The organism is Acinetobacter sp. YH12156 (assembly GCF_013418235.1).
Taxonomy (GTDB): domain Bacteria; phylum Pseudomonadota; class Gammaproteobacteria; order Pseudomonadales; family Moraxellaceae; genus Acinetobacter; species Acinetobacter pseudolwoffii.
Window position 1 is genome coordinate 166,784 of sequence record NZ_VPCL01000002.1, and the last position, 17,594, is coordinate 184,377.

General features: G+C 44.9%; 18 protein-coding genes, 2 tRNA genes and 1 pseudogene. 9 read left to right on the forward strand and 12 right to left on the reverse strand.

The genetic code is table 11. From position 1 onward, the window contains the following. Window positions 1-11 precede the first annotated feature (11 nt). From FTU87_RS03735 to hisB, 7 genes are all read right to left on the reverse strand, one after another. The gene (locus FTU87_RS03735) at window positions 12-923 is read right to left on the reverse strand and encodes a DMT family transporter (protein WP_180096687.1); all 912 of its coding nucleotides are present in this window, start codon (window positions 921-923) and stop codon (window positions 12-14) included. Between the two features lie 64 nt (window positions 924-987). After that, entirely contained in the window at window positions 988-1,722 is a 735-nt protein-coding gene (gene hisA / locus FTU87_RS03740) for a 1-(5-phosphoribosyl)-5-[(5-phosphoribosylamino)methylideneamino]imidazole-4-carboxamide isomerase (RefSeq protein WP_074383906.1), read from the reverse strand. Between the two features lie 199 nt (window positions 1,723-1,921). Beyond that, window positions 1,922-2,692: a hypothetical protein gene (locus tag FTU87_RS03745; RefSeq protein ID WP_074383907.1), complete on the reverse strand. Its 771-nt coding sequence runs from the start codon at window positions 2,690-2,692 to the stop codon at window positions 1,922-1,924. A 406-nt stretch (window positions 2,693-3,098) separates the two neighbouring features. After that, window positions 3,099-3,758, reverse strand: a complete 660-nt coding sequence (locus tag FTU87_RS03750; protein ID WP_180096688.1) for a 3'-5' exonuclease — start codon at window positions 3,756-3,758, stop codon at window positions 3,099-3,101. A 103-nt stretch (window positions 3,759-3,861) separates the two neighbouring features. Further along, the gene (locus FTU87_RS03755) at window positions 3,862-4,395 is read right to left on the reverse strand and encodes a DUF805 domain-containing protein (RefSeq protein WP_005173134.1); all 534 of its coding nucleotides are present in this window, start codon (window positions 4,393-4,395) and stop codon (window positions 3,862-3,864) included. A gap of 160 nt (window positions 4,396-4,555) precedes the next feature. Further along, entirely contained in the window at window positions 4,556-5,173 is a 618-nt protein-coding gene (hisH, locus tag FTU87_RS03760) for an imidazole glycerol phosphate synthase subunit HisH (RefSeq protein ID WP_074383909.1), read from the reverse strand. Then, window positions 5,173-5,766 (reverse strand): imidazoleglycerol-phosphate dehydratase HisB, encoded by a 594-nt coding sequence (hisB, locus tag FTU87_RS03765; RefSeq protein WP_005095198.1) that lies wholly within the window; start codon window positions 5,764-5,766, stop codon window positions 5,173-5,175. The genes hisH and hisB overlap by 1 nt, the downstream gene beginning before the upstream one ends. A gap of 96 nt (window positions 5,767-5,862) precedes the next feature. Here hisB and FTU87_RS03770 point away from each other — a divergent pair, with 96 nt between their 5' ends. From FTU87_RS03770 to tehB, 8 genes are all read left to right on the forward strand, one after another. Further along, window positions 5,863-6,240, forward strand: coding sequence for a GNAT family N-acetyltransferase (locus FTU87_RS03770; protein ID WP_005095200.1), 378 nt, complete (start codon window positions 5,863-5,865; stop codon window positions 6,238-6,240). Window positions 6,241-6,441: 201 nt separating this feature from the next. Next, window positions 6,442-6,517 (forward strand) — tRNA-Phe (locus tag FTU87_RS03775). Window positions 6,518-6,653: 136 nt separating this feature from the next. After that, window positions 6,654-6,729: transfer RNA gene (locus tag FTU87_RS03780), tRNA-Phe, on the forward strand. 276 nt (window positions 6,730-7,005) lie between these two features. Continuing rightward, on the forward strand, window positions 7,006-7,527 hold the full coding sequence (locus FTU87_RS03785; protein ID WP_100354901.1) for a hypothetical protein: 522 nt from the start codon (window positions 7,006-7,008) through the stop codon (window positions 7,525-7,527). Between the two features lie 238 nt (window positions 7,528-7,765). Further along, window positions 7,766-8,269, forward strand: a complete 504-nt coding sequence (locus tag FTU87_RS03790; protein WP_100354900.1) for a hypothetical protein — start codon at window positions 7,766-7,768, stop codon at window positions 8,267-8,269. A 172-nt stretch (window positions 8,270-8,441) separates the two neighbouring features. Then, window positions 8,442-9,191, forward strand: coding sequence for a hypothetical protein (locus tag FTU87_RS03795; RefSeq protein WP_180096689.1), 750 nt, complete (start codon window positions 8,442-8,444; stop codon window positions 9,189-9,191). A gap of 110 nt (window positions 9,192-9,301) precedes the next feature. Continuing rightward, window positions 9,302-9,574: a hypothetical protein gene (locus FTU87_RS03800; RefSeq protein ID WP_005095207.1), complete on the forward strand. Its 273-nt coding sequence runs from the start codon at window positions 9,302-9,304 to the stop codon at window positions 9,572-9,574. Window positions 9,575-9,787: 213 nt separating this feature from the next. Continuing rightward, window positions 9,788-10,654 (forward strand): SAM-dependent methyltransferase TehB, encoded by an 867-nt coding sequence (gene tehB / locus FTU87_RS03805; protein ID WP_180096690.1) that lies wholly within the window; start codon window positions 9,788-9,790, stop codon window positions 10,652-10,654. A 96-nt stretch (window positions 10,655-10,750) separates the two neighbouring features. Here tehB and FTU87_RS03810 read toward each other — a convergent pair whose 3' ends face one another. The 4 genes and pseudogenes from FTU87_RS03810 to fadB form a co-directional block, all read right to left on the reverse strand. Continuing rightward, window positions 10,751-11,176: a hypothetical protein gene (locus FTU87_RS03810; protein ID WP_005173119.1), complete on the reverse strand. Its 426-nt coding sequence runs from the start codon at window positions 11,174-11,176 to the stop codon at window positions 10,751-10,753. Between the two features lie 150 nt (window positions 11,177-11,326). After that, a pseudogene (locus tag FTU87_RS03815) lies at window positions 11,327-11,926 on the reverse strand (ImmA/IrrE family metallo-endopeptidase); the annotation flags it as partial. A gap of 59 nt (window positions 11,927-11,985) precedes the next feature. Then, window positions 11,986-13,158, reverse strand: a complete 1,173-nt coding sequence (gene fadA, locus FTU87_RS03820) for an acetyl-CoA C-acyltransferase FadA (RefSeq protein WP_005095215.1) — start codon at window positions 13,156-13,158, stop codon at window positions 11,986-11,988. Between the two features lie 12 nt (window positions 13,159-13,170). Further along, window positions 13,171-15,321 carry a fatty acid oxidation complex subunit alpha FadB gene (gene fadB / locus FTU87_RS03825; protein ID WP_180096691.1) on the reverse strand — a complete coding sequence of 717 codons (2,151 nt, stop codon included), beginning with the start codon at window positions 15,319-15,321 and terminating at the stop codon, window positions 13,171-13,173. Window positions 15,322-15,904: 583 nt separating this feature from the next. Here fadB and FTU87_RS03830 point away from each other — a divergent pair. Beyond that, on the forward strand, window positions 15,905-16,333 hold the full coding sequence (locus FTU87_RS03830; protein ID WP_180096692.1) for a PH domain-containing protein: 429 nt from the start codon (window positions 15,905-15,907) through the stop codon (window positions 16,331-16,333). A 1-nt stretch (window position 16,334) separates the two neighbouring features. On the opposite strand, the gene FTU87_RS03835 is transcribed toward FTU87_RS03830, so the two are convergent. Continuing rightward, complete coding sequence (locus FTU87_RS03835) at window positions 16,335-17,396, reverse strand: AAA family ATPase (RefSeq protein ID WP_180096693.1); 1,062 nt, start codon at window positions 17,394-17,396, stop codon at window positions 16,335-16,337. Between the last annotated feature and the right edge of the window lie 198 nt (window positions 17,397-17,594).

A 17,594-nucleotide genomic window follows, 5' to 3' on the forward strand; every position in this document is an offset into this window, starting at 1 on the left:
AATTAAGTGATTTATTCTTTTACTTTCCGCTTTAAAAACTTCGGTTTCCATTCACTGGCAATTACGCCCAGTACCACCATCAATCCGCCCAACAGTGCCAGTGCAGGTAGGCGTTCTCCTGCAAGTCGGCCAAAAAGTGCTGCCCATACCGGTTCACCGGCATAGATAATTGCTGCCTGTGATGGAGCTACCCTACGTTGTGCCCAGTTCATAACCAGTTGAATCATCGCACTGGCAATGCCTAAACCGACTAAAATGCCTGCCAGATGCCAGTGAAATTCAGGTAGCTGAGATTCACCTAAAACAGGTGCAATCATAAAGCAGAACAAGGACGCAAAAATCAGTTGCAGCACTGTGACCCGGCGTACATTCACCTGCTCAGCAAAATAACTGATCAAAATAATCTCCAGGGCAATGGCAATGGAGCCAAGTAAAGTCAAAGTTTGTCCAAAACTGAGCTGAATTGCTGCAAAGCCATTACCAGTCAAAAACACTAACCCGATAAAGGCAAACAATGCCCCGATCCAGGTCATCACCTGTGGTTTTTGACCAAACAGCAGCCAGAGCAGGATTGGTACCAGTGGAACATACAAGGCGGTTAAAAAAGCAGACTCGCTGCTGCTAATCGTTTGCAATCCCACGGTTTGGGTGCCGTAACCGATGGCGATCATGAGCCCAATCACCGCGCCGGCAATAATTTCCTTGAGGGTCATGCCTTTTAAAGATTTTAATGAGATCAGGGTCACGGCAATGGCGGCTGCAGCAAAACGCAGCCCAACAAACATAATCGGGCTGCTAAAATTCAGCCCGTATTGTACGGTAATAAAACTGCCGCCCCAGATCAGGGTAATCAGAATTAAAGCAAGCTGCGGAAGTTTGGCTGCCAGAGCGGGAGAGCGAAAAGTGGAGATGAGGGTCGACATATCAGGAGATCGGAAAATAACAAATAAAAAAGAGGCCCGAAGACCTCTTGTGCAGCAGGCTTAATTATAGCGCCTGTTGTTCATCTAACAATAACTGCGCTTCACGCAGGCTTAATGTACCTTCGTAAATGGCACGACCAGTAATAGCACCTAGAATACCCGGCTGATCTTTCAGGTTACGGACGTCATCCATATTGGTTACGCCGCCTGAAGCAATCACAGGTAAACCTGAATATTGTGCCAGATTTACGGTTTGCTCAATATTCACACCCTGCATCATGCCATCACGGGCAATGTCAGTATAGACAATGCTGGATACGCCCGCATCGGCAAAACGCTTGGCCAGATCTGTCGCTTTGACATCCGTCACATTGGCCCAGCCATCGGTTGCCACCATGCCATTCATGGCATCAATGCCGACAATGATATGACCCGCGAATTTTTTGCATGCTTCTTCCACAAATTCAGGATCCTGAACTGCTTTGGTACCAATAATCACAAAAGATACGCCTGCTTGCAGATAATGCTCGATGGTTTCCATCGAACGGATACCGCCGCCAATCTGGATCGGTAAATCTGGCTGCGCTCTGGCAATGGCTTCAACCACTGGCTTATGGATAGGCGTACCTGCGAAAGCACCGTTTAAATCCACTAAATGCAAGCGGCGAGCGCCTTCATTTACCCAATGCTGTGCTGTTGCGACCGGATCGTCAGAAAATACGGTATCGTCTTCCATACGACCTTGTTTTAAACGGACACATTTGCCATCTTTCAGGTCAATTGCAGGGATGATCAGCATGCTTTCGCTCCTTGCTTAATCTTTAGAATGAATTTGAGTGAGTTCATCTTAGCAAATAAAGTCGAAATTTCTAACTCTTAAACAGTATCAATAAAGAAAACCTGTCCGAAGACAGGTCGCAGTCAGGTAATTTATTTTTATCCTTTTAATGATTCAGCGACTGCGCATACGATCTGCTTTATTTTCACTGTCAGACTGATTAGACATAGCTATAAGTTTGAGACAGATGGTCTAGTGAATTGACTTGGCCCAGCTGCGCTCCCAACTCATAAAGTCCCTGATTGACTGTACTGACAGTTTCACCCACTAAACCGACCACCGTACCTGCAACTGGCAGGCTGGTCGCGACGTCCGTGACCGGAACCAGGTCATTGAGCAGGGCATCCAGTGTGCCCGATACATCCTGAATTACGCCGCCGACACTGGCGACCGGATTTTCTAGGGTATTGTTAATCAGCTCAAGTGGATTGATTGCTGCCACATATTGTCCGGTTTCATCGACCAGACCACTTAGATTGCTGCCAGTCTGCCCAATCGCGGTCACCACATCACCCAGGATCGGTAAGTTAGCCAATGGAGCAGTCAATGGAGCCGTAGCGGCAAGCACACTGTCCAGAATGTCAGATACACCCCCTAGACCCTGACCCAGCAGATCAGTCGTACCATTCAAGGCAGTATTAACACCGCCTGCTAAGTCTCCTGCAATCCACTGGTCCGAGATGGCATGTACACCTGCGCTGACGCCACTGACCAGACCAGTGCTGACATTCAGGACGGTCGATAGCAGATCTCCGACAACGGGCAGTGCACCGAGCTGAGCGCTAAGAGGCGCAGTCAGATCCGATACGGTTGATACCACTTCATCTACCACGGTGATCACCGTTTTAGTCAGCACACCCAGTGCTGTCGTAATCCCTTGCAGTGCCAGACTCAGCACGCCACTGATTTTTTCATTCAATAAACTGAACATGTGTATTAACCCTCTAGAACATGCACATCCTGATCGGATGATGAATAAGATGGCTCATGTTTTAGCAAATTTTTTAATAAAAAACAGAACGGAGAAACTGCAAATAGATCATGAAAAATAAAGAAATTATAAAAAGTTGAATATATTTAAATTGCTAAGTTTGAAAATGGTTATTGTTTTAAAATGTAAATAAAATCAGTAAATTAATTTGAATTTTATGGTGCTTTTTGAGATTTTATGCCTCAAGATTGGGCATGATTCTATCTGAAGTTAAGTTCCAAGTTAAAGAGACGCTGAAAGTTGCTAAATTCACTTGGGATGGGCATTTAAGCAGTCTTAATATTGCCAACTTTTGGGGCAGAATCTGATTTACACAAAGTTACATTGTTGCGGTGTGCTGAAGACATTAAAGCCTTGACGAAGGGCGTAGACGTAATTTCAGTGATGTATTCGGAATCTCTTTGGGGAGTAGATTTCGGCGCAGCAATTCTTCAAATACCAACACTGGCGCATAGGCATCTGCAGCTGCATAGTCAATCTGGGCTGCACTTAAGTTTTTACTGGCCCAATTGGAAGTGCTAATCCGTTTCGATTTAGGGAAATTTAGTCCAAATAACAGGGCGATGGCATTTTTCAGTCCGACCGGATTTTTTAGACCAAAATGACCGAAGCATTTCGACAGCTCAATCACGCTATTCAGTTCTATGCCTCGTTTACGAAACAGATGCGCATCATTTTTCAGGCCAAAACCAACCTTGATCTGATCACGATTGGCAAAAATCGGCACGAGAAATGTCCAGATCGCCGGACTCATTTGAAATAAATAGGCTTTGTCTAAAGTCGCCAGCTGAATCAGATGTGGCCCAGTGGAGACTTCACCGACTTTAAAGGTGGGCTTGGATTCAGAATCGAAACCCAGGACTGCACAGCTTTTTAGCTCATGTTCAAGGGCATGACACTGTTCCAGGCTATTAATCACCTGAATCTGTTGCATCGGAAGATTTTGAAATACAGGAAAGGTCTGAATTTTTTCCTTGCTTGGTAAAATGTCCAGCAGCTGTTCCATACGCATTAATCATGAAATGAATGCGTTCAGCTTAATCACTTTTCTAGCGCTAGGCAAAAATAAAGCCCATAAAGAATGAGTTTTATACAAAATTTAAATAGGATTAATCAGTGTGATAGCTACTCTGTTCCATCTGCGCCTGTTGAGCACGCGTCACATAGTCTTGATAAGCTGGGATTGCAATCGCGGCTAAAATACCGATTGGAAAAATAAGTACATAAATCAATCCCAACACCTTTTCCCAAGCTTTGGTGGTACGTCGCGGGCCGTATTGATTGCTTCTGTCATCACCTTTGGCAAAAATCAGATAAAGGATAAAAATCAGATTGAGTAGCGGAACCAAGATCAGCAGCGATAACCATCCAGTATGATTGCGGTCATGTAGACGGCGAATAGTAAAAACAAAACTAAAATAAAGCATGACCAAGTAAGCGAGTCCGATGAGAACAGTTGCAACCATGGATGAGCCTGCCAAGGCAGAGCTATCCATAAATAGGCCAGGTGAAAAAGCTGCAATGATCCCAATGATGATCAGGAGCGAAAAGGTCATTAGCATGTTCCAGCCGAGATAAGACAAGCGGCCAAAACGACCATTTGGGCTTAAAGCTGATTCATTGCTTGGATAGTGTGGATTCATTATTGTATTTCCCCTGAGTTTAATTATTTTTAAATATAATGAGTTACTTCAACATCATAACAATTTTAATGACTAAAAAATAGTCAGAATCACTAGCAGTGAACTAATCTAAATGAATAAAAAAGCCCGCAATCTGCGAGCTTTTTAAGTGAAAGGAAAATCAGATTTTCCAGTCCACAAAGTTTTTCAGTAATTGCAAACCTGCGGTATGGCTCTTTTCCGGATGGAACTGGGTCGCGAACAGGTTTTCTTGATGAATCGCGGTACAGAACTCGATGCCATAGGTACAGCTGGCAGCTACCAGCTCTGAATCTTGTGGCTCGACATAGTAGCTATGTACAAAGTAGAACCGCGCATCCTGTTCAATATTGTTCCACATCGGATGGTCTGGATTGGCCTGATGTACCTGATTCCAGCCCATATGTGGCACTTTTAGACCGGCCATTTCCGGGAAATGCTTGACCGCACCTTTGAAAATACCCAGCGCATTTGTGCCACCATTCTCTTCAGAATGCTGCATCAAGGCCTGCATACCGACACAGATTGCCAGTACTGGTTTGTTAAACACTGCATTGCGTACCACTTCATCGATACCTGCTTCATGCATACCTTGCATACAGTCACGCATGGCGCCTACACCCGGAAAGACAATTTTGTCTGCTTGCGCAATCAATTTGGGATCATTGGTCACATCAACCGTGGCACCGACATGTTCGAGTGCTTTTGCTGCAGAGTGCAAATTTCCCATGCCATAATCAAGAAGGGCAATACGGGTCATTACAGCGTTCCTTTGGTTGAAGCGACCGTGTTCGCAGCACGCGGATCCACTTCACAGGCCATACGCAGCGCACGCGCAAAAGCTTTAAATACGCTTTCGATCTGGTGATGGCTGTTTTTGCCTTTCAGGTTGTCGATATGCACGGTCATCAATGAATGATTGACAAAGCCCTGGAAGAATTCAGAGAATAAATCCACATCAAAACGGCCGATCATGGCACGGGTAAATGGAATATCCATAAACAGGCCTGGACGACCGGACAGATCCACCACAACACGGCTTAAAGATTCATCGAGTGGTGCATAAAAGTGACCGTAGCGTTTCAGGCCTTTTTTATCGCCCAGCGCTTGTGCAAAAGCCTGACCCAAGGTAATACCACAGTCTTCTACGGTATGATGGTCATCAATTTCCAGATCGCCTTCACAATGAATATCAATATCAAACAAACCATGACGCTTGATTTGATCAATCATATGGTCTAAAAATGGAATACCCGTGTTTAAGGTGCCTTGACCAGTACCGTCGAGATTCAAACGAACTCGAATTTTGGTTTCGTTGGTATTTCTTACCACTTCACTGATACGATCTGTCATAGACACGTTCCTCAAATACGTCAAAATGATTGATGTAGAAAATATTTTCGCCGTGACGACGTCACTGCATATTAGATTGCTCAGGAGGGTTTATCAATGCCTATTACCGTACATGCTTATACTTCTTTAGAAAATGATGAAGTGCGCAGCCAGCTTGAGCGACTGTATGACACTAGCCCTGAATTTAGCGATGGGGCAGATGCCATGGAACAACTAGAGCAAAACCTTACACAGTATACCTCAGTTTATAGTGCAGAATTTAATACCAAGATTATCGGGGCAATCTGGTGCACCGGACAGGGAGAAAGCCGGATTCTGGAAAATATCGTGGTGCATCCGGCCAACCGCGGGCGTGGCGTTGCAGAAAGGCTGGTCAGTGAAGTCTGCCGCATGGAAGAAGAAAAAGGGGTCAAGAATTTTGTGCCGGGGTGTGGTGCCATCCATCGTTGTCTGGCCAATCTGGAAAAAATCTAAAAATAGATCAAGCAGTCGCAGCCTTCGGGCTGCTTTTTTGTAAATAAGACCGCAGATTTGTTTTATTGGTGAAGTCTTTGGTAAAAACTGTTTAATTTATGACTCAAATTGATGCGAGTTGATGGAAAAGTAAACATTTGATGAAAATTATTCTCTGCGCTCTTGACGATTTAAAGCTGAAACTGTTTAATACGCGACATCGGCGTGATAGCTCAGTAGGTAGAGCAACGGATTGAAAATCCGTGTGTCCCCAGTTCGATCCTGGGTCTCGCCACCATATTTTAAAACATTTTAAAGTTTTCAATCCCTGATCCCATCAGGGATTTTTTTTAGACCAAAATTCAGTCATTCAATTATTTTTTTTATAATTTTGATTGACTAATGCAGCCAGATACGGCTTAATACACCGCATCGGCGTGATAGCTCAGTAGGTAGAGCAACGGATTGAAAATCCGTGTGTCCCCAGTTCGATCCTGGGTCTCGCCACCATATTCGAAAAAACCTCAAACATTGTTTGAGGTTTTTTTTCGCCTGTCATTTTGTCTTTCAGCTGAAAACAGTGGTTTTGCCTCACTATTCGGCTTTCAGACGATGAGTCCATGCTTTGCTGACTTTCAGGATAATTCACATGAGTTGCCATTCATCTGAGCAAGCATGAGTTATCCAATTAATCAATGTAATCTAGTAGATAAGAATATTGAAAATAGACTGGATCATCGTCAGTTGCAGTATTTGGGCCATCAATAATAGGGGAAAGGCAAACCAATGAATATCATGAAAATGTCTATATTCGGACTCATGCTCGGTGTTTACAGCATCGGAGCACAAGCCGAGGACAAGCAAGCGGTCGTGACGCTACCGACCCTGACCGTGATGGCCGAACCTGAAATGAGTAATGAAACCGGCTATGTGCCTTTTGTACAGGAAGAAAAGAATCTGCGCGCCTTACAGCATCAGGTGATTCGTGGTACCCGGGATGCAGAGAATTTCATGGTCAATCCTGATGTGGTGGCAAACCTCGAGATCCAGCCCATAGAAGCCCCTGATCTAGATTCACTGTCACCGGCACTACAGCAGTACGTGCTCACCATTGCCCAGGGACTGCAATCCAGTGATCCAACCCAAGGGTTATATACCATTCTGGAAAATTTTGGCATTGATCGAAGTAACAGCCTACAGCCAGATCGCAATATGAAGATCCAGATCAATCTGGACAAGGTGAATATCGACCTGCTTGAAAATCACCTTAATGTACCTGCTGTCATACAATTACCGAAACAGCCCTGAAATACTGTCCAATGCTACCTATCCATCCCCGCCAGTCGGGGATTTTTTATTGCTAAAATTTACGGTAAAAGGAGCATGAATTTCTAATCGCCCGCTTAAAACCAGCATCGAAAGATACGCCAGTAATCATGCTGAAATGACCGTGTATCAATACTCACAGTAATACTGATCATGTTTACACAAGTTTAAGGAACAATAGGGTCTCTCCCCCTGAAATGATGATGCGGAGGTTTTCCTTATGCGTCCCCTTAGCACAACTTTCCTGATGTTACTGAGCCTGTTTACTGCACTGCGCATGGTCGATGCACATGCCGCACCAGATTCAGTCACTTTACCGACACTGACCGTGATGGCAGATCGTGAATTGCGTGAAGAAACAGAGTTCATGCTTCCCCTGCAACAACAATCCAGCCAGAAAAAGGCGTTAAAGATGCGGATGATGAAGATTGAACGCGAATTGCAGGACTACACGGTCAATACTGATTTCGCGGGTGATCTCGACATTCTACCTAGCAGCAATCCGGCACGACTGGATAGCCTGCCACCGGGGCTGCAACAGTATGTGCAGGCGATTGCGGATGGTTTGCGCTCTGCTGACCCACGTGATGGTATTTATCTGATGCTGGTGCCATTTGGCATTAACCGTAATGCAACTTCAGTTCAGACTGCCCGAGAACAGTTCAACCTGAATAATATTGACCGGGCGCTGCTGAATGAATGGTGTTCGGCAAACGCTTGCTAGATAAAGTCAAACGATACAGCGTGAGTTTAAAACAGGATTTCGATCTGATTTCCTTTTGGAACAGTCCGTGCCTTTGCAGAGGTTTTGTATAGAAGAATTGATTTATGCTTAAAAAATAAGCATATTGATAAAAAGGAAATCTATACATAACTTGCAGCAGGGGAGCATGTGCATGCCGCGTGTTTTTATGATTTTAGCCGCTGTGACACTGGCAATTTTTATCGGACTGTTTTATCAAAACTCTGCCCAGAAAAAACATCAGGCTGATTTGCTCGAATATGAAACTGTGCTTGAAGAAAAGACCGAGAGCATTGCGCAGCAAGCGCAGGACTGGTCTAAGCCGATTGAGCTTGAGCTTGAAGATGACCGGTTGGATGGAGACTATGCCATCATGGCTGAATTCATGCTGGGTCAATTGCGTGACAGTGCCGAGGAGCGGAATCAGTACCTGCGTGATTTAAAAGCGGCCAACTGGCAGAATTTTCTGGATATCGACCGCCTGGCCAAGGATCAGGCACAAGACTATAAAGAAACTGAAGCCATGCTCAAGCAGGTTCATCATATCGTCAACAGCTATCAGCAGAAAATTCAGCAGCGAGATGCCGAACTGATCGACAAGGCGCAGCAACTGGATATTAAAAACCGTTATCGCCAGCAACTGAGCCAGACCCTGAAAGATAGTCAACAAAATAGTAATGCGCATGTCATTTTTGAAATTGAAAAACAGACTTTGGCCAAGGCCGATGCCTTGTTTGCCGTATTGAAAAAGCATAAATGGCAAAAGAAAAATAAAACCTTCATGTTTTATGAAGATAAAGCAGTGCAAGAGTTTAATGCGCTGTATAAAGAAATATTAAATCTGAATAAACAGATGCAACAGATTGCGACAGCAAACCAGAAAGCGGTTGAAAACAAGTTATAACCCTGTAGGCAATCACAGGATTGCCACATGACTGTCATCTGCTGTTCAAACTCAGTGCTTAAATTGAATGTGTCGCACAGATCACGACATAACATTTAAGCAGGTGAGTCATGCAAACAATTCAGGTTTTTGCTGATATTCAGCAGGTGTACGGTGAGTTTGTCGCAAATAAAATATGTCCAAAACTACAAAGTCTGAATAATGAGGGCAGGAGCCGATTTTTCTTGAATCAATATTTCAAGCTGATCGAGGACTGGCACTATACTGAACAGATTGTGATCCAGTTTAATCAGCAATATTTCAGTCTGGATCTGGAAGGCGCGCCGGATTTTATGGATCAGGAAAATTATATGCGCTGGCTACAATCAGAACTACTGCATTAATCCAGTCACCCTATTCATTCTCTGGCTAAACTCAAGCTGTCGATCGAGGCAGCTTTTTTATTTTCCAGATTTGGTCTGCATCTTGCTGCTGTATTGGCACAGCGTAAATAAGCGCTGATTCCAATTCCGGCCTGAACCAGCTATGCTGAAATGAATAAAACCGTCGCTATAAGCATGACAGGCGGCGCATGCATGAGATGGAGGGCGATATTGATGCAAGAACTGATTTGTTATAAGCAACTTCCGGTCTGGACAGAAAAGAGTATTCCTCAGGGCTTCAAGAATCAGCACAATACCAAAGCAGGGACTTGGGCCAAACTGACGCTACTTAAAGGCGAGCTGCGTTTTGCCATGCTGGAAGCATCCGGTGTGGTGCAATCTGAACATGTATTTACACCAGAACAGCAACCGCCATTTATTGAACCTGAGGCTTGGCACAAGATTGTTTCTGCCAGCGAGGATGTCGAATGCCAGCTGCGTTTTTATTGCCGGCCTGAAGATTACTTCATCAAAAAATATCAGTTGAATCCTACCCATTCTGAAGTGCTGGCGGCCATGCCCTATTTAAAGGGTGGCCGTGCGCTGGACGTCGGTTGCGGTACAGGACGTAATGCACTGTATTTAAGTCAGAATGGTTTTAATGTCGAAGCCTGGGATGTCAATGAAAACAGTTTGCAGACCTTAAGACAGATTGTGCAGACGGAGCACATTGATCACGTGCAGATCCAGCGCCGTGATCTCAACACAGATACCAGTATTACAGGCCAGTATGACTTCATTTACTGCACCGTGGTGATGATGTTCCTCGAGGCCAAAACCATTGCACCCTTGATTGCGCAGATGCAGCAGGCCACCGTGCCGGGTGGTTATAACCTGATTGTTTGTGCGATGGATACGCCAGAGATTCAGGTACAGCCCGATTTTCCATTTAGCTTTAAGCCGGGGGAGTTGCGGGCTTATTATGAGGACTGGAAGATTGTGAAATACAATGAAAATATTGGTGAGCTGCATCGGGTGGATGCACAAGGCCAACGGATTAAACAGCACTTTGCCACCATGCTGGCGCAGAAGGTTGAATAGAAGATTGAGGATTTTTTTAAATTCTTGAGCTTAAATGAGACTACATAAAACAAAAAAAGATGTCGTAATGACATCTTTTTTATGCTTTTAAAAAGCTTAAGCCGCTTTTTTAAACCAAGAGAACCAGCCTTTTTTCTCAGCTTTTACTTCTGCTTGAGCAGCTTCGGCTTTCTCAGTAGTCGCGTCTTTTACTTCAGCAGCAGTTTCAACAGTTGCGTCTTTTGCTTCTGCTACTTCTGTTTTTGCAGCTTCAACTTGTTGTTCTGCGGTTGCTTGTGCAGTTTCTACTTGAGCAGTTGTTTCAGCTTTTACTGTTTCAACTTTCGCTTCAGTTACTTGTTTTGCATCTGTAGCAGTGGCTTGAGCAGCTTCAACTTTTGCTTGCACAGGCGCAACCGCTTCTGTAGCAACAGTTTGAACTGTAGTGGTTGTAGCAGCAGGTGCTACTTGAGCTTCAGTTGCCATTGCAGATGCAGAAGTTGCTACGATTGCAGTCGCAAGCATTGTTTTAAGCATGTTCATATAAACCCCTTAAGGAAGTAGGAAAAAAGAGGCTTGATCATACACAGATAAAATTTAAGCGATTCATAATTAAGATTTTAATGGTGGAAAAATAAACCAATTTTACAAAGGGATAACATTCTAGTTTAAATAAAAAAGCTCTGAAGAGCTTTAACTAATGACATAAAGCTTTGGTCGAGGTTTAGATTCTTCATATTTAATTAAAGAATCAAATGTTAGTTCATTAAAGTCTTTTTCAGATATACGAATTTCATCGAGCATTTTCTGCTTACTAAATTTTGGATCTGAAGCTAATGTTAAAATTAATTTAGGAAGCATTACGCTTTCATCACGGTGAGTTTCGTTAGGCTCATTAATGTGATAACCTAAGGTATTAATTTTCATAGAGTTACTTCGATAAAACCAATCTGTTATACGTTGCAATTTATGCGATTTATAATTTATAGCCTTTAAACATGTTCGCCATACTTTCTTATAGTCGATCATATTTTCAATCGTTAAATAAGAAGGAACTGTACTTAAAAAACCTTCAGTAGGCATTAAAAATTCTGAAGCAAACTTATCTGCTTCAGTTTCTAAAATGCGATTGTCTACTTCATTGCGGACATATTTGTTATGTGTGTGCATAACGGTGTGGCCTAATTCATGCGCACAATCGAATCTTACCCGTTCGGCAGATTTTGTATCATTCAAAAAAATAAACGGTGAGCCTGATTCATCATCAAAAAAAGAAAGGGCATCAATTTCTTTTTTTTGTATAAAAAAACCCCGCACTAAGCGGGGTTTATTTTTATCTGAGTATTTAAGAATTAAACACGTTCGATAATTGTCGCAATACCTTGACCCAAACCAATACACATGGTCGCAAGACCAATTTGCGTATCTTGCTGTTCCATCACGTTAAGCAAAGACGTGGTAATACGCGCACCAGAACAACCAAGCGGGTGACCCAACGCAATCGCACCACCGTTATGGTTTACGATGTCCTGTTTGTCATAAATGCCTAAGCCTTTAAGAACAGACAGACCTTGTGCAGCAAAGGCTTCGTTCAATTCAAAAGTTTGAATATCAGAAATGGCAAGGCCAGCACGTTTCAAGGCTTTTTGCGTTGCCGGAACCGGGCCATAACCCATGATCGCAGCATCACAACCTGCAACTGCCATAGAGCGGATCACGGCACGTGGCTTAAGACCTAAGGCTTGTGCACGCTCATAAGACATGAGCAACATTGCAGAAGCACCATCAGACAAGGCTGAAGAGGTTGCCGCAGTCACTGTACCGCCTTTCGGATCGAACACTGGACGTAAAGCACGGAATGATTCGATGTTGGCATCCGGACGGATCACTTCATCGATATCACATAGAACTTTATAACCATCAGCGTTGTGACCTTCAATGCCCACAATCTCGTTCTGGAACAGACCATTTTCAGTCGCAGCCCAGGCACGACGATGTGATTCCACACCAAAGGCATCCTGTTCCTCACGGCTAATGCCATTCATGCGACCCAGCATTTCCGCAGTCAAGCCCATCATGTTGGACGCTTTGGCATAATGCTTAGACGCTTCCGGGTTCAGGTCGATACCGTGCATCATGCCAACGTGACCCATGTGCTCGACACCACCAATGATGAAGATATCACCCTGATTGGTGGCAATTTGCGCAGCCGCAGTATGAATCGCCTGCATAGACGAACCACACAAACGGTTCACGGTTTGACCAGCCACAGTTTTCGGCAAGTCCGCCAGTAATGCGATATTACGGGCAATGTTCATCCCTTGTTCCAGGGTCTGATTCACACAGCCCCAGATCACGTCTTCAACTTCATTCGGGTCGAATTCGTTACGTACCATCAGGGCACGGACAAGTTCAGCAGACAGGCTGTCCGCACGTACATTGCGGAACATACCGTTTTTGGTTTTACCCATTGCTGAACGTACGCCATCGACGATGACAACGTCACGTGGATTTAAAGTAGCCATTCACGTTGCTCCTTAACCGTAGAATTTTTTGTTGTTAGCAGCCATTTCACGCAACATTTCTGGCGCTTCATAAGCTTTACCAAGGTGCGCATACTTATTGCAAAGCGCAACATACTCAGCTACACCGGTTTGATCGATGTAACGGCATGGACCACCACGGAATGGAGGGAAACCGACACCCATGATCATTGCCATATCTGCTTCAGAAGCAGTCGCGACAATGTTGTCTTCCAGGCAACGAACCGTTTCGTTACAGAAAGCCAGCATCATACGGTCAATGATTTCCTGAGCGTCAAATTCACGTTTTTCCACAGTTGCAACAGAGGCCACAAGCTCATATGCAGTTGGATCAACTTTTTTCGCTTTCTTGCCTTTACGGTCAAGTTCATACTTGTAGAAACCCACGTCGTTCTTTTGCCCCAGACGTTTGTTTTCATACATGGTTTGAATCGAACCTTTGAAGTCCGGTTTCATACGGTCAGGGAAGCCTTCAGCCATCACTTCTGCACCATGCACGCCAGTATCAATACCGACAACGTCCATCAGGTAAGCAGGGCCCATCGGCCAGCCGAATTTTTCCATCACTTTATCGATTTGCTGGAAATCAGCGCCATCTTTAAGCAATAGGTCAAATGCACCGAAGTAAGGGAACAATACGCGGTTGACCAGGAAGCCCGGGCAGTCATTCACCACGATTGGTGTTTTACCCATTTTCTGAGCAAGTACCACAGTCGTTGCAATGGCTTCGTCAGAGGTCTTCGCGCCACGGATCACTTCAACCAAAGGCATCATATGTACCGGGTTAAAGAAGTGCATCCCCACGAAGTTCTCAGGACGTTGCAGGCTTTCAGCCAGACGCGTGATCGAAATCGTAGACGTATTTGAAGCAATGATGGTGTTCTCACGTACTGATTTTTCAGTATCAGCAAGTACAGCAGCTTTGATTTTAGGGTTTTCAGTTACCGCTTCAATCACGATATCCACTTCTTTAAACTCTTCCAGGCTTAAAGTCGGACGGATACGTGCAAGCGTTTCACCCATTTTCGCTGGTGTCATTTTTTTGCGTTCAACCTGTTTGGTCAACAGTTTGTTCGCTTCAGACATACCCAATGCAAGCTGTGGATTACCAATATCTTTCATGATGATTGGTGTGCCTTTGCTCGCCGCCTGATAAGCAATACCACCACCCATGATCCCAGCGCCAAGTACCGCCGCCTGGTTCACCGGATGCGCACCTTTTTCGTAGCGCTTCGAGGTTTTTTTCACGATCTGGTCGTTCAGGAACAAACCGATCAATGCACCTGCTTGTGGCGTAACTGCAGCTTTGGCAAAGCCTTCAGCTTCAACTTTTAACGCGTCATCACGATGCAAGCTTGCACCGGCCTGTAATGAATCAAGCAGTAATTTTGGCGCCGGATATTGAGTCGGATTGGCCTTGGCCAGAACCATGCCTTTCGATGAGTTAAACGCCATCATCTGTTCAATCGGGCTGAGTTTAACCGGATCCAGTTTTTCCTGACGCTTGGTTCTCCAGTCTAAACGGCCATGAATCGCCTGTTTGACCAGATCAAGTGCAGCATCTTTAAGTTTGTCAGCAGCAACCACTGCATCTACAGCACCGTCTTTTAGTGCAGCAGCAGGCTTTTTCGGGTTGGCCATGGCCATCCATTCTACGGCGTTGTCGATACCGATCAGACGGCTTAAACGCACTGTACCACCGAAGCCCGGGAAAATGCCCAGCTTGATTTCAGGCAGACCGACTTGCGCCTGTTCTGACATGACACGGTAGTCACACACCAGACACATTTCAAAACCGCCACCCAGTGCCATACCATTAATGGCCGCCACTTTAGGAATGTCGAGATCTTCGAAGCTGTTGAAAATTTCATGTACCGGCATCGCCCAGTCAACAATCGCTTGTTCACCCTGAGCAAAGTTATCGCCGAATTCTGTGATATCGGCACCGACAATAAATGTAGATTTGCCTGAAGTGACAATCAGACCTTGAATATCGGCATAGGAGACGGCTTCAATAGCAGCCTTGAAATCTTCAATCGTTGCACGGTTGAATTTGTTAACAGACTCACCTTGTAAGTCAAAGCGGAATTCTGCAATCCCGTCCTCTAGCATTTGGACGGTAATGGCATTGCCAGCGTGGATCATGCCCTGATCTCCTTTATTTTGGAGGACTTCTAAGTTGATGTTGTGAAGCAAATGCGCATATCCCGCGCACTTTTAGACTTCGCTAATCTTACGATAACTATATCCAAAAAGAACATAACAAGTTGTATCAAGCCGTGACGCAAGGGTCATCAATTTTTGCCGAATCGATTCCATCTGCGCTGTATTTTTGTTGCCGTTTTTGACCACAGCCTGAACTAAAGATTCTGTTTCAATTCATTATTTTTTATCGATTAGCCTGATTGATATGGAGCAGGGTGGACAATATTCAAGGGCAGGCTTTGCTGCTATTTGGTCAATTCAGTCAATTATCGGCCTGTGGAACAAGGGAAATCAGGGCTGAATCTCGCTCAGTACAGGGCGTGCAGGCATGTATAGATATTTTCGGATCAGCCGCAATAAAACTGTAGTTGATTGTTTTAGTCGAGGGTTTTCTGAGGATTTCAGCCCCAACATGCCTATGTTGATGCTAGGCCTGAAATAAGCGTGCTTCTGTTGGATATGACCTCTGTCATCTGGCACAGAATTGTTTATGATGATCAGGCACATAGATATGGGGATCTCGATGCAGGTATTTCGTTCCAAAAAAGACTGGTGGCTGGTCGCTTTTCTGATCTGTATGAGTGGCCTGTTACTGCAACTGCTGCTGACCATGCAGGCCAAAGGCACCCTGCAGCAATATCCACTGCACACCGCCATCTACATTCTGACCATTATTATTCTGTGGTGGCCGCTGTGGAGTACGCGCTATATGGTGGAAAATGGAGTGTTGAGCATTAAAAGCCTGTGGTTGAGCTGGCAGATTCCGTTGAGCGCCATCCAGTCCATCCAGCCGACAGATCACTCTATCATTGCACCGGCCTTGTCCTTAAAGCGTCTGCGGATTAACTATAGGGAAGACGGCATGCAGAAATTTGTATTGGTTTCACCTACAGATCCGACCACTTTTAGACAGGCGATTCAAGCAAATAAACCGGATATTGAGTCTGCATGATTTAAGCTTTTGCTTGCTCAGGCAGAACCACGAGTTGTCCATCGACACAGTCCAGATGCAGACTGAACTGCTCGGGCTGACTTAAAAAATACAGCGCCAGAACCGGTTCCAGTTCGGTACGCAGCTTGCGACCCAAATGCCGGGCGCCGTAACGAATATCATAGCCCTGATAGAAATAGGCTTTGGCTGCATCCGATAAATGTACTTGTCGGTTTTGATGTTGCAGGCGTTTATTGAGTTTTTCCAGTTCAATTTCGACCAGACGCGGCAGGGCATCATGCTGTACCGCCTGATAATGCAGGCTGCGGTCAATCCGGTTTAAAAATTCAGGATCGAATTTACGCTGCATGACTTTTTCAATAATGCGCTGGGTGGGTACATGTTTCAGGCACAGTGCCTGCATTTGCTGTGGCAGGTAGCTGAGTTTATCCAGATATTGTTGTGCCGCCTGTGCCCCGACATTGCTGGTCATAAAGATCATGCAGTTACGAAAATCGATGGTTTTAGTTCCGGCTGTCAGGGTCAATCTTCCAGTATCCAGCACATTCATCAAACCACGAATCACTTCGTTACTGGCTTTTTCCAGTTCATCAAACAGCATGATGCCGGGACGGGTATGACTGCCGGCAATCGCCGTTTCATCAAACAGGCTATGACCTTCTTTAGAACCGACATAACCCGGCGGCGCACCGGTGAGTGCTGCGGCATAATGTTCCTGTGCCAGAGTGTTCATGTCAATCCGGCAGAAAGCATCCGGACGACCATAAATCGCTTCGGCAATCAGACGCACAGTTTCAGTTTTACCCACGCCGGTTGGGCCGAGCATCAAGGTGACCGAGAGTGGACGCTCCGGACTGGAGAAATCGGCCTTGACCACATGCAGCATTTTTTCAATTTCATTCAGTGCGGCATCCTGTCCAATCATCCGTTCACGCAGCAATTGCATCACGTGATTCGGCTCGAAATGAAAACGCGGTTTGCCAATCCGGCGATCACGCTCAGAGGGGTGATGGGTGGAGCTGGATGGTTGAACAATATGGATGCCCGATTGCTGCATGGTCATGCGAATCATCTCAAAACTAGACCCTTCGAGCATAGCAAAGTTAAAGGTTGAAATTTAGAGCTTTTAGCAATCAGATCATGCGGAGAAAGCTATAGATTGCAAAGATGGCTGAGCTATAGTTTTAAATTGGGTGTCAAGTTGAGGGGAATTTTGTGTTTTCGCTTGAAAATAACCGAATAATCATCACATATATCTGCA

Excerpts from the sequence above, each read along its gene's own strand:
- FTU87_RS03735 (WP_180096687.1), bottom strand. The coding sequence starts at position 923 with ATGTCGACCCTCATCTCCACTTTTCGCTCTCCCGCTCTGGCAGCCAAA.
- hisA (WP_074383906.1), bottom strand. The coding sequence starts at position 1,722 with ATGCTGATCATCCCTGCAATTGACCTGAAAGATGGCAAATGTGTCCGT.
- FTU87_RS03745 (WP_074383907.1), bottom strand. The coding sequence starts at position 2,692 with ATGTTCAGTTTATTGAATGAAAAAATCAGTGGCGTGCTGAGTCTGGCA.
- FTU87_RS03750 (WP_180096688.1), bottom strand. The coding sequence starts at position 3,758 with ATGGAACAGCTGCTGGACATTTTACCAAGCAAGGAAAAAATTCAGACC.
- FTU87_RS03755 (WP_005173134.1), bottom strand. The coding sequence starts at position 4,395 with ATGAATCCACACTATCCAAGCAATGAATCAGCTTTAAGCCCAAATGGT.
- hisH (WP_074383909.1), bottom strand. The coding sequence starts at position 5,173 with ATGACCCGTATTGCCCTTCTTGATTATGGCATGGGAAATTTGCACTCT.
- hisB (WP_005095198.1), bottom strand. The coding sequence starts at position 5,766 with ATGACAGATCGTATCAGTGAAGTGGTAAGAAATACCAACGAAACCAAA.
- FTU87_RS03770 (WP_005095200.1), top strand. The coding sequence starts at position 5,863 with ATGCCTATTACCGTACATGCTTATACTTCTTTAGAAAATGATGAAGTG.
- FTU87_RS03785 (WP_100354901.1), top strand. The coding sequence starts at position 7,006 with ATGAATATCATGAAAATGTCTATATTCGGACTCATGCTCGGTGTTTAC.
- FTU87_RS03790 (WP_100354900.1), top strand. The coding sequence starts at position 7,766 with ATGCGTCCCCTTAGCACAACTTTCCTGATGTTACTGAGCCTGTTTACT.
- FTU87_RS03795 (WP_180096689.1), top strand. The coding sequence starts at position 8,442 with ATGCCGCGTGTTTTTATGATTTTAGCCGCTGTGACACTGGCAATTTTT.
- FTU87_RS03800 (WP_005095207.1), top strand. The coding sequence starts at position 9,302 with ATGCAAACAATTCAGGTTTTTGCTGATATTCAGCAGGTGTACGGTGAG.
- tehB (WP_180096690.1), top strand. The coding sequence starts at position 9,788 with ATGCAAGAACTGATTTGTTATAAGCAACTTCCGGTCTGGACAGAAAAG.
- FTU87_RS03810 (WP_005173119.1), bottom strand. The coding sequence starts at position 11,176 with ATGAACATGCTTAAAACAATGCTTGCGACTGCAATCGTAGCAACTTCT.
- fadA (WP_005095215.1), bottom strand. The coding sequence starts at position 13,158 with ATGGCTACTTTAAATCCACGTGACGTTGTCATCGTCGATGGCGTACGT.
- fadB (WP_180096691.1), bottom strand. The coding sequence starts at position 15,321 with ATGATCCACGCTGGCAATGCCATTACCGTCCAAATGCTAGAGGACGGG.
- FTU87_RS03830 (WP_180096692.1), top strand. The coding sequence starts at position 15,905 with ATGCAGGTATTTCGTTCCAAAAAAGACTGGTGGCTGGTCGCTTTTCTG.
- FTU87_RS03835 (WP_180096693.1), bottom strand. The coding sequence starts at position 17,396 with ATGACCATGCAGCAATCGGGCATCCATATTGTTCAACCATCCAGCTCC.